The 11,326-nt window shown below is 43.4% G+C and carries 12 protein-coding genes; 8 read left to right on the top strand and 4 right to left on the bottom strand.

Annotated features, from left to right (window positions below):
- Positions 1-23 precede the first annotated feature (23 nt).
- Positions 24-836, bottom strand: a complete 813-nt coding sequence (yaaA, locus tag HQR03_RS13005; protein ID WP_173240426.1) for a peroxide stress protein YaaA — start codon at positions 834-836, stop codon at positions 24-26.
- Between the two features lie 493 nt (positions 837-1,329).
- On the opposite strand from yaaA, the gene HQR03_RS13010 reads away from it, so the two are divergent.
- The 6 genes from HQR03_RS13010 to HQR03_RS13035 all read left to right on the top strand — a co-directional run bounded on the left by HQR03_RS13010 (position 1,330) and on the right by HQR03_RS13035 (position 5,978).
- Complete coding sequence (locus HQR03_RS13010; protein ID WP_101212072.1) at positions 1,330-2,487, top strand: NAD(P) transhydrogenase subunit alpha; 1,158 nt, start codon at positions 1,330-1,332, stop codon at positions 2,485-2,487.
- A gap of 74 nt (positions 2,488-2,561) precedes the next feature.
- Positions 2,562-2,942 carry a proton-translocating transhydrogenase family protein gene (locus HQR03_RS13015; RefSeq protein WP_025652231.1) on the top strand — a complete coding sequence of 127 codons (381 nt, stop codon included), beginning with the start codon at positions 2,562-2,564 and terminating at the stop codon, positions 2,940-2,942.
- A 14-nt stretch (positions 2,943-2,956) separates the two neighbouring features.
- Positions 2,957-4,336 carry an NAD(P)(+) transhydrogenase (Re/Si-specific) subunit beta gene (locus HQR03_RS13020; protein WP_173240432.1) on the top strand — a complete coding sequence of 460 codons (1,380 nt, stop codon included), beginning with the start codon at positions 2,957-2,959 and terminating at the stop codon, positions 4,334-4,336.
- A gap of 174 nt (positions 4,337-4,510) precedes the next feature.
- The gene (locus HQR03_RS13025) at positions 4,511-5,074 is read left to right on the top strand and encodes an acyl-CoA thioesterase (protein ID WP_173240427.1); all 564 of its coding nucleotides are present in this window, start codon (positions 4,511-4,513) and stop codon (positions 5,072-5,074) included.
- A 108-nt stretch (positions 5,075-5,182) separates the two neighbouring features.
- On the top strand, positions 5,183-5,392 hold the full coding sequence (iscX, locus tag HQR03_RS13030; protein ID WP_101212069.1) for a Fe-S cluster assembly protein IscX: 210 nt from the start codon (positions 5,183-5,185) through the stop codon (positions 5,390-5,392).
- Positions 5,393-5,498: 106 nt separating this feature from the next.
- Positions 5,499-5,978 (top strand): GyrI-like domain-containing protein, encoded by a 480-nt coding sequence (locus tag HQR03_RS13035; protein WP_025652235.1) that lies wholly within the window; start codon positions 5,499-5,501, stop codon positions 5,976-5,978.
- A gap of 87 nt (positions 5,979-6,065) precedes the next feature.
- On the opposite strand, the gene HQR03_RS13040 is transcribed toward HQR03_RS13035, so the two are convergent.
- The 3 genes from HQR03_RS13040 to HQR03_RS13050 all read right to left on the bottom strand — a co-directional run bounded on the left by HQR03_RS13040 (position 6,066) and on the right by HQR03_RS13050 (position 8,925).
- The gene (locus HQR03_RS13040) at positions 6,066-6,809 is read right to left on the bottom strand and encodes a hypothetical protein (protein ID WP_173240428.1); all 744 of its coding nucleotides are present in this window, start codon (positions 6,807-6,809) and stop codon (positions 6,066-6,068) included.
- Positions 6,810-6,826: 17 nt separating this feature from the next.
- The gene (dapE, locus tag HQR03_RS13045) at positions 6,827-8,035 is read right to left on the bottom strand and encodes a succinyl-diaminopimelate desuccinylase (protein ID WP_173240429.1); all 1,209 of its coding nucleotides are present in this window, start codon (positions 8,033-8,035) and stop codon (positions 6,827-6,829) included.
- Between the two features lie 140 nt (positions 8,036-8,175).
- Entirely contained in the window at positions 8,176-8,925 is a 750-nt protein-coding gene (locus HQR03_RS13050; protein ID WP_025652238.1) for a 2OG-Fe(II) oxygenase, read from the bottom strand.
- A 140-nt stretch (positions 8,926-9,065) separates the two neighbouring features.
- On the opposite strand from HQR03_RS13050, the gene HQR03_RS13055 reads away from it, so the two are divergent.
- Both HQR03_RS13055 and pssA read left to right on the top strand, forming a co-directional pair.
- Positions 9,066-9,941: a 23S rRNA (adenine(2030)-N(6))-methyltransferase RlmJ gene (locus tag HQR03_RS13055; protein WP_173240430.1), complete on the top strand. Its 876-nt coding sequence runs from the start codon at positions 9,066-9,068 to the stop codon at positions 9,939-9,941.
- 58 nt (positions 9,942-9,999) lie between these two features.
- Complete coding sequence (gene pssA / locus HQR03_RS13060; protein WP_244952039.1) at positions 10,000-10,911, top strand: CDP-diacylglycerol--serine O-phosphatidyltransferase; 912 nt, start codon at positions 10,000-10,002, stop codon at positions 10,909-10,911.
- The last annotated feature ends 415 nt before the right edge of the window (positions 10,912-11,326 follow it).

Consider the following 11,326-nt stretch of genomic DNA (forward strand, 5'->3'; position numbering starts at 1 on the left):
GCAAATTGGAGGGCTTTTAAAAACTATTGACTTACTTCATCTCGTCTAAACGTCCAAGTCTTATCGTCAGACAGCTCATCGACATAATAATAGCCCGCCAAATCAAATTGCTTAAGCTGCTCAGCATTGGTCATTTTGTTATCTGCCGCATACTTCACCATCAGACCACGGGCTTTTTTGGCATAAAAGCTAATCACTTTATAGCGACCATTTTTTTCGTCTTCAAATCGTGGTGTTATAGTCTCAGCATTTAGCGCCTTTTTTTTCACCGCTTTAAAATACTCATTGGAAGCCAAATTAATCAATACTTTGTCATCGCTATCAGCCATACGCGCATTGATGGTATCAGTAACTTCCTCGCCCCAAAACTCATATAAATTATCACCGCGCTCGTTTTTTAGTTTGGTGCCCATCTCTAAGCGATATGGTTGAATCAAATCGAGAGGTTTCAATACCCCATAAAGCCCCGACAAAATACCTAGATGTTCATTGACATAAATGGCGGTATTTTTATCCATATGATACATATCAAGGCCCGTATAGACATCGCCATCAAATAAATAACCAGCGGGTTTAGCGGTATTACCAGACGCGTCATCGGTAAAGGGCTTGTCTTTGCTCCAACTCCATTGTTGGTTGCGCTCAGCATTTAGCTGGGCCAAATCGTCGGAGATGCTCATCAGCTCTTGCAAATCAATCGGCTCTTTCGATTTTAATGTTTTCATTAGCGCCTGTGAGTGCTCAATCAGCTCAGGCTGACTATAGTAGTTACCTAAGTTGACTGGCACCGCGTCTTTCTCATTGAGAGATTTGGCAGGGGAGAGTACAAAATACATAGTTATTCCTTATTATAGTGAATCCATGATCAATCTATGATGACCAACCTATTAAGGTGTCAAGCTTTCTCATTATACGATATACACAGGTTTAACTTGACTTACTCGGCACAGTTTTGTGTTTTTTACGCTATACTGGCAGCTCGCAAGTATTCTATAGGTCGCAGTTAGTTCCCTCAGCCTATATATCATAAGGTCTAACGAGTTCTTTAAAAAGTAAAATTTTTTAATATAACAATAAAAGTTATGCAGATGGTGTAAATGCCTAACTTTTTATTTTACTTGTGGGTCATCATTAGGCAATGAAAGTTAGCGGACGTTATCTCTATAATAAAAAGGCATGATGGCAAATTCGCTATCATTTATTAAATTGATAATCTTTGGTGGTTAATGTTAAACCAATAGTGACCAAAGGTTTTTTTGTCCCCTGTGCTTTTTAAATGTGCGTTGAGGGTATTAAAGGTAGTCATTAAGACGTAAGTAAGGAGACGGTATGAAAATCGGTGTAATCAGTGCAGATATCGCGAGCGAGAGTCGCGTAGCGCTAACCCCAGACGCGGTCAAAAAATTGCGTAAGCTTGGGTTTGAAGTCGTCATACAGTCAGGTGCAGGTCAAGCAGCATATTATGCTGATGAGTTGTATCAGGCTGCTGGTGCCGATATTGCCAATAGCAGCGCCGAGGTAGTCACCCAGTCTCAGATTATTACCACGGTGAATGACTTGCCTGCTGCGGTGACAGAGAGCCTAACAACGGGTCAGATCGTCGTTGGTATGCTCGACCCCTATCGTAATAGCCAGCTAGATACTTATGCGGCTAAAGGCGTTACTACCTTTGCCATGGAGCTATTACCACGCACCTTGTCGCGCGCACAAAATATGGATGTATTGTCTTCACAAGCCAACCTTGCTGGTTATAAAGCAGTACTACTAGCTGCCAACGAATATTCGCGTCCGTTCCCGATGTTTATGACCTCAGCCGGTACGGTTAAACCTGCCAAAGTCGTCATTTTAGGTGTCGGTGTTGCAGGTTTGCAAGCCATTGCAACGGCGAAGCGTTTAGGCGCCGTCGTTGAAGCCAGTGATTTACGTCCGACTGCTCGTGAGCAAGTAGAGTCATTAGGTGGTAAGTGGCTTGATGTGCCGATGAGTGCAGAAGAAGCTGAGACAGCTAAGTCCACAGGTGGTTATGCTTGGACACCATCGGAGCAATATGTCAAAGACCAAGCAGCAGTGGTTGACAAAGCATTAAGCAATGCTGATATTGTCATCACGACTGCGCAAATTCCTGGTCGTAACGCACCACGCTTGGTGCACGGAGCCACGCTTGCCAAAATGAAAGCCGGTTCAGTGCTGATCGATATGGCAGCTGGCACGGGCGGCAACGTCGAAGGCAGTGTGCCTGATGAAACCATCACCACGGCCAATGGCGTGCGTATTGTTGGGGCGGCCAACATCCCATCGCAACTGGCAGCACAGTCTTCAGATTTATATGCCAATAACCTTGTTAACTTTATCACAACCTTAATTGCTCCTGCCGCTACAGATGACGCTCCAGCAACTAAACTGGCACTGAACTTAGATATGGAAGATGAGATTCAGGGCGCACTGGCAGTGACGCATGAGAGTCAGGTACGCCTCGCTAAGCGCTAGGTTTTAACCGCCTGTCACTTCACTATTTGTCACCATACATTTGCCAGACACGAATAAATTTTTAGGAGGATTAGATGATTGCCACTGTTTTAGCTGCAGCGCCAGCCGGTGCGGCCATGAGTAGCACACCATTTGTAGCGATTTTTACCGTATTTGTGCTCGCTATTTTTGTCGGATATTACGTCGTTTGGGGCGTCACGCCTGCATTGCACACGCCATTAATGGCAGTGACCAATGCTTTATCTAGTATTGTCATCGTTGGTGCGATGCTACAGACTGTCAATATTGACGGCGCTATGTTTACCCCAACCAGTTTGCTAGGTGCGTTTGCCGTATTTTTAGCCAGCATTAACATATTTGGTGGTTTTGCCGTGACTGAGCGTATGCTTGCAATGTTTAAACCCAAAGCAAAAAAAGCCCCAGTGGTAACGACTGAAAGCGGAGGCGACGCATGAGTGATTTAACAAGTATGATTGCAGCCAATGCTGACTGGTTTTATCTAATCGGTGCCATTCTTTTTGTCTTGACCTTACGTGGTCTATCTAGCCCAAAAACCGCCATTCGTGGTAACCGTTTTGGTATGGTGGCCATGGCAATTGCCGTTGCAACGACATTCTTCTTAGCGGAAGGCCCTGTGCTTTGGTTGATTGTTGGTGCCATGGTGTTAGGTGCTATCGTCGGTATGTGGAAGGCAAAAACGGTCGCAATGACTCAGATGCCAGAAACGGTTGCTTTAATGCATTCATTCGTTGGTTTGGCAGCTGTTGCCATTGCTCTAGCAACGGTACTTCATACTGAACAACAACATGGTACGGTTGCCCGTTTAGAATTGTTCATCGGTTGCTTTATTGGTGCGATTACTTTCTCAGCGTCTGTCTTCGCCTTTGGTAAATTGGCAGCGAAGAGTTGGGCCAAAACATTGGTCGGCGGTTGGGTCAAACCCGTGCAAGCTATCTTGTTCATTGCGATGATTGGCTTTGGTATCGTCTACTTTATGACTGATTCATTGCCTGCTTTCTACGCGATGGCAGTACTGGCGGTGGTATTCGGTTGGATGTGGATTGCCCCAATCGGTGGCGGCGACATGCCAGTCGTTGTGTCTTTACTGAACTCGTTCTCTGGTTGGGCGGCGGCCGGTATTGGTTTTACCCTTGGCAACTCGATGCTCATTATCGCCGGTTCGCTCGTTGGTTCGTCAGGTGCAATCTTGTCTTATATCATGTGTAAAGCCATGAACCGCTCATTACTTAACGTATTGTTCGGTGGAATGGGTACGGCAGCTGTGGCAGCAGGTGGCGATGATGGTGCACCAAAGAATTATAAAGCTGGTTCAGCAGAAGATGCTGGCTTCTTGATGGCCAATGCCAGCAACGTGGTGATCGTACCGGGTTATGGTATGGCGCAAGGCCGTGCACAGAATGCGGTAAAAGAGCTATATGAGCTATTAAAAGAAGAAGGTGTCAATGTTCGCTTTGCGATTCATCCGGTCGCTGGTCGTATGCCAGGGCACATGAACGTGCTATTGGCTGAAGCGGATGTGCCGTACGATGACATCCTTGAGATGGATGAGATCAACTCAGACTTCGCCAGTACGGATGTGGTCTTGGTCATCGGTGCCAATGACGTGGTCAACCCTTCTGCAAAAGAGGATCCAACCTCACCTATCTTTGGTATGCCCATCTTGGAAGTGACCAAAGCTCAAACAGTGATGGTTATCAAACGTTCGATGAGCACGGGTTATGCAGGGCTTGATAACAGCTTGTTCTACATGGACAAAACTATGATGATCTTTGGTGATGCCAAGAAAATGGTAGAAGAGATGGTACGTAGTATCAATGGTGCTCATTAATCGCTAGAATCGGTTTTTGAATACGAGCTTTCAAATATAAGATTTCAAATAAAAAAGTCACTGAGGTGGCTTTTTTTGCGTTAAGGTAGGCAGCATTTATACTCAATCATTGTTTATACCAAGTACATTTATACAAAATAGGTTTGTACAAAATAAAAGTTAAGAGGGTTATTTATGAATATGTTGATACGCTTTTTTATTATGGTCAGTTTGCTAAAACAGCAACTCAAGCAGCAATCAGTGAGTGAGCGGCTGAGTGTTGAATCCTTGACTGCACCGACGATTCGGCATTATCGAGTATTGCCACATGACATGGGCTTTCGGGATCATTTACCCAATTATCGCTACTTGTCTTTTATTGAGCTGAACGTTACCCGTTGGCTAATGGCATGCTGTCATCAAAAAGGTATTAATAATTTAGCTTGGGTCATCGCTATGCAAGAGATGGTCTATCTTAAAGAAATTAAATTCCTTAGTAAATTGACAGTCAATAGCGTGCTGGTCGGTTGGGATAAAAAATATGTCTATTTTGAAACGCGTTTCTTTGTAAAAAACCAGTTGATGGGCGTTGGTATGACTAAGTTTGTATTGACCAATAAAAAAGGGAAATGTGCGCCTGAGGTATTGGATATGACAGGGGAGCGGATGACCGAGGTGATTACGACGTGGAATAAGCACCAAGTGGCGATTAAGTCTACCAAATCTGCTGAGTCGTCGAAAGTAACAGAGAGTGCTTAACGAACTTGCCTATAATCATAGGACGAATTTTGATAGGATAGGGGCTATTAAATCAACCGTTAATTCGATCACATTTTTTATTAAAATTATAAAAGTTAAGGAGCCACTATGATCCCGCAAAAACTAAAATGGACCGACAGCTTAGATATCGCTATCGAGCTTTACGAAAAATTCCCAGAGACTGATCCACAGTACATACGTTTTACTGATTTGCATCGCTGGGTGACCGAGCTTGAAGGCTTTGATGATGATCCAAAAAAATCCAATGAAGGCATCTTAGAAGCCATTCAGATGAATTGGATTGATGAAGCGGATTAGACGAACGCTGCAACGTTAAGCAAGTGATTTAAGTATGGCTTTAGATAGTAGAGTTTTAACTTTATCTCAAATAAAAATCGAATAAATACACAGCATAGGCGATATCATGACTTCACAAGTTAAAGAGCTGTCCGACGCGATAGTTTGCAAAGGCATCAGTGCTCGTACCACTAATAATGCTGAAATCAGCCATGACACGGCAAAATTGGGTCGATTATGGCAAAAGTTTTATCAGAACCATATGAAAAGCCTTTCTGAAGGTGAAGATATTTATGGCGTCTTTCATAACTACGAGAGCGATGATTTAGTGGGCGCTTTTGATGTTGTGGCGAGTTGGAAAGCCGACAGTGACGATACGACTAATGCGAGCGATGTGGTCACAGTGAGTATTCCTGCCGGAAAATACTTGGTATTTTCAGAAAAAGGCAATATGCCTAACACTGTGATGAATGCATGGGAAAAGGCTTGGGAGTACTTTAATAATCCAAGCTGTGAGCATACACGCACTTATAAGGTCGATTTTGAGCATTATATTGGCGGTAATTTAGAGTATGGGCAGGTAGATCTCTATATTGGTATTGAGTAGAGTCGCAATTCTATCACGCAATATTGTATGCGATGTAGGGTGGGTTAGCTCAATCGTAACCCACCAATTAGCATAAAAATGTAATCATCAAAGCGGCTTAATACTCACACTCTTTTTAAACACGGTGACATTAACACCCGTTAGCTGCTTTAACTCTCTTTCTAAATTTTCAAAATCAGACTTAGTCAGTTTTTTGGGATAGTAGCTAATTGAGAGGCTAAGCTCTGAATCACCTGAGTAACCGACAGATTGCAATTTAGCGCCATGCATTTCTACAATGCGTGCAACTTCGTTAACATGTTCGTCATTATAAATCGAAAAATCTGCTACCTGAGCTTGGTTAATTGCTGATAGCTCTAAAGTTTCCAAGCTTCCCATCGCATCGATGACCCTACTGTCTAAAATGTTTATTACGATAGGTGCTCCTACCAACTTTGATAATGTTTTAGTCAACTGTAAGCGTTTAGCGTCTGATATATCAGCATTTGAGACATAAATATCAGCAGTTTCTAGGATTTTAGCATCACTATAACCTAAGCCTTGTAACTCACCGCCGTAACTAACGACAATACGTTTTATCTCATTAACTTGTTCATCACTATTGAATGTAGACCATTGTGTTTTAGCTGCAGAATTAGCTGAAAAGTTGACTTCGCTCTGCGGCGTTGGCACTTTATCGAGATCATTACTGTTATCTGGGTCAGTTAGTTTTTTAGAACCTACCTTTTCTGCATATATTTCAGGCTGCATTTTTTCGATATTGTCACAACCACTGACTAATAAACCAAAACTTACGAGTGCCAAAAGTAAATGAGATTTATTAATTTTCATAACCACTTTCCTGTAGATTAATCATCACCTAACAACAAATTCTCCAAAATTCCCTCATAAATCTGCGCCAATTTACCCAAGTCATCTACTTCTACCTTTTCATCAACCTGATGAATCGTCGCATTACGTACACCCAATTCGACGACTTGCGCACCAGTCGGAGCGATAAAGCGTCCGTCAGAAGTGCCACCAGAGGTTGATAGAGTAGCGTCAACATCGGTCACTGCTTTAATCGCACGCTGGCAAGCAGACACTAGCTTACCTTCTGGGGTCAAAAATGGCTGACCAGACAATTTCCAATGGATATCATAACTGGCTTTGCTGTCTTTAAAATATTTATCAAATATCGCATGGGTCTTTGCTTTTAGCTCATCTTCGGTAGTTTCTGTTGAAAAGCGAAAGTTAAAAACAGCATCAAGCGTTTCTGGAATGACGTTGGTGGCGCCTGTACCACTATTGATGTTCGAGATTTGCAAGGAAGTTGCAGGGAAGTAATCATTACCGTTATCCCAAGTGGCGTTTGTCAAATCTGCTAAGGCTGACATGGCGGCGTGGATAGGATTGGACGCCAGATGCGGATAGGCGACATGGCCTTGCTTACCAGTGACGGTGAGTACTGCACCCAATGAGCCACGACGACCATTTTTGATAATATCGCCTAGCGTATCAGTGCTTGATGGCTCGCCAACGAGGCAATAAGTAATTTTCTCTTGACGCGCTTCTAAGGTTTCAATGACTTTGACTGTACCATTGATGGACGGGCCTTCTTCATCTGAAGTAATTAAAAAGGCGATAGAGCCATTGTGCTCAGGATGATTGGCAACGAAGCGTTCAGCGGCGATAGTAAAAGCGGCAATGCCCGTTTTCATGTCAGCGGCACCGCGCGCCCATAGATAGCCATCAGCAATGGTTGGCTTAAATGGTGGATAGGTCCAATTATTTATATCGCCGGTTGGTACGACATCGGTATGACCAGCAAAGCAAATGACTGGATCGGCTGTGCCACGGCGTGCCCAAAGGTTTTTGACCTCGGCATGCTCACCGCTTTGCTTTCTATCACCGAAATACATAAACTCACAGTCAAATCCGGCCTGTTTTAGTCGAGACGATAGTATATCTTGGCAGCCATCGTCATCGGGTGTGACGGATGGACGCTCAAGTAGGGCGATACTTAAGTCTAGGGTCGCTTGTTGATGGGTAAGGGTTTGTTTATTGGCGTCAGACATGGATAAACCTTTTATTTTTAGTTAAATTATTAATTTACTTCAAATCGTATATTTTTATGCGCGTAGATTGGATTAAAAATTTAGCTTACAACTACAACCGTTTTTGATAAGTTAGGAGTAAGTGGTCAATAATACTTTTTCTAGCCCTCAACAAACGGCACCAAACCATCTCGGCGCATCCACGTCGCGATAGAGTAGCGTTGACGATGGGCGATTTGTACTTGGTGTTGTAAGTCACTGTCAAATATGATTAATCTATTGGCAACTGGCATGACATTATGATGAATGCCATGTTTATCAACGACTTCTAGAGCGCCGCCATCACTATCGCTCCAATCATCATTAAGATAAAATACTGCTGAAATAACGCGCTCATCACGACCAGTCGGATTGTCACTATGCCATTGATAGCCAAAGCCTACAGGATAACAGGCGTAATGTGCTTCACTATGGCGAATACCGGCGAACAAACTGCGATTGAATAAGGCGGCAAGCGCATTGATACTTTGCAAATAATAATAGCCTGCAAAGAAATTTTCGGTGATCCAGCGAATGCGGTCACCACGAATATTGCTCACACGAATACCAGCCGTCAGCTCGGCATCACGGTAGTCGATAAAGCCACTTTCTGCCTGCAATGCTAATAGTGCTTTATCCTTAAAGATATCATCAATAACTATCCAACCGTCATCTACAAACTTATCAAGCTGCGCATCTGTTAGCTTGTCTGACCAATTGACGTCAAAGTCCGACATGTTTAGGACGTGCTGACTTGGTGGCTTCGCGCCATTGTCCAGAGTCGGCAAAAAAAGCATGGGCGGATTATCCTGACCAATAGGATTATCGACCACCAACTGTGTCACCTCAAGATTGCTAATAATCTTTGTCATTTCGTCTCGCCGTTATCAGTAAACAGTCAATTCGCTTGCAATACAGCGTCAATCAATGCCTTTTTACCAAAACCATCGTTATCTTTTACCCTGCCTATGCTACCATAGATGCAATTTTTCTTATTTAAACTTTTGAACTTATGAACTATAAACACGCCTACCACGCTGGTAACTTTGCTGATGTGGTTAAACACATTTTATTGGTACAATTGCTCAATCAACTGGGGCAAAAAAACAAACCTTTTTATGTGCTTGATGCTTATGGCGGTCGTGGCCTGTATTCACTTGCCAGTGAAGAGGCTCGCAAAACAGGGGAAGCTAAAGGTGGCATCCAAGCGTTAGTAAACGCCGATGTCGAAAAAGCGCCACCTGCTGTCAAAGAGTATATGGAAGGGATCAAGCAAGCCCGTTTCACTTACGACAAAAAAGTCTATCCTGGCTCACCGTGGTGGATCGCCCATCATGTCGAAAAGAACCCTGATGCGGGCGTACGCGGTGAAGCCTTTGAAGCCAAAGCCAGTGAGTACGATGCTCTGAACTATCAGCTGCATAAATTGCCAATCGGTATTCATCATCGTGACGCCTTTGAAGGTATTCGTGCGGTTATTCCACCACAAGAACGTCGCGGTCTGATATTCTTAGACCCTCCCTACGAGCAAGAACACAAAGACTTTACCCGTCTGATTGATCTATTGGTGCACTCTTATAATAAGTGGCCACAGGGTACTTATGCGTTGTGGTTTCCGATTAAAAATATCGAAGCGGTAGAGCTGTTCTATAAGAAGTTAAAACGTACTGAAATGAGACGTCAGTTGGTTTGTGAGCTGAATATCTATCCAAATGATATCGCCGTGGGTCTTAATGGCACGGGAATGCTGGTTATTAATCCGCCGTGGCAGTTCGATAACCATGCTCGTGAAATTCTACGTTTCTTACAGCCAGTACTAAAAGTGGCTGATGCGCCAGACCTAACGCCTGATAGTGCCACCAACGTTCGCTGGCTAGTCGGCGAATAGTGACGTCAGTAGATAGCGGTGTCAATGAATAGCAATGTCGGCGAATGAGGATATTAAGATGACTACTGAGCAACCACCTAAAGGTCAATCAAATAGTGAGCATCTGAATGATGGTTTGATAAAAGAGCCACTGTTACAGGACAATGCGGCAACGTCGCCGCCTTTTGTTGATGAGCATGAATTTAACATTCGCTTAGCGGACAATGATAATTATGATGGTCTGACTTTTGAGGTGATTGAAGCAGAAGTTGCCGAAGGCAAGCGCGTGGTCAGTCGCGGCGTATATCTAGCGCCCAATCTGATTACCACCTTGTCGTTGCTATCCGGTTTTTATTCGATTTTGGCCAGTACCCAAGGCGAGTTTTATAAAGCCTCGCTAGCCATTTTCTTATCTGCCATCCTAGATGGTGCAGATGGGCGGGTTGCGCGTATGCTTAATGCGCAAAGCCCCTTTGGTGAGCAGTACGACTCGTTAGCTGACATGTTGGCATTTGGTGTGGCTCCAGCTATTTTGATTTATAGTTTTGCGCTGCAACCTCTGGGTCGCGTCGGTCTGGCCTGTGCTTTTGTGTTTACGGCTTGTGGTGCATTTCGCTTGGCGCGCTTTAACGTGCAGGTTGGTATCGTTGACAAAAAATACTTTGTTGGTTTAGCCAGTCCACTGGCTGCAATTCTGGTCACTGCAGCTGTTATGGTAGCCATCGATCACAATCAGTGGATAGGCGAATACGACACACTAGTGATGTTCTTATTCGCGGCTTGGGTAGTTATTTGCGGCTTGCTCATGGTTAGTAACGTTAAATACTATAGCTTTAAAGAGTTCGACAAGAAGAAAGTACCGTTTGTAGTCTTGATTATCGGTGTATTGGTCATGAGCATCGTGCTATATGACATACCTGTAGGTATTCTAGCCATTGGTATCATTTATGCGCTATCAGGTATTTTTACTACGTTAAAAAGTAAAATGTAAGAGCAAAGTTGAAGTGGAAGCGTTAAATCGTAAGTAATCAAGGGGTTAGGATATATATTAATTTAAATCTCCAAACCCCCTTGACCCTCATCTCAAAGCGCGTATAATGCGTCCCAGTCGGAAGGGAAGCTACTTAAGAAAATGATTTATCATTAATTAAGGGAGCAATTAGTTTAAGAGTTCAGAGCGACTATTTAGATAGTTAATTAGAAGCCTTTAAACTAAATAAAATAACTTCTTGACTTCATAAATAAAGCGTCTATAATACGCACCTCATTAAGGCAAAGCAGGAAAGCTTATATGTAATTACATATAAATAACCTGACTAACCTGATGAAACAAATTATAAAAAAGCTTGACAATCCCAATCATTATGATAAGATAGTCGGCTCGCTAGATAGCTTAACCCGCAAGG

It is taken from the genome of Psychrobacter okhotskensis, assembly GCF_013248965.1.
Classification (GTDB): Bacteria; Pseudomonadota; Gammaproteobacteria; order Pseudomonadales; family Moraxellaceae; genus Psychrobacter; species Psychrobacter okhotskensis.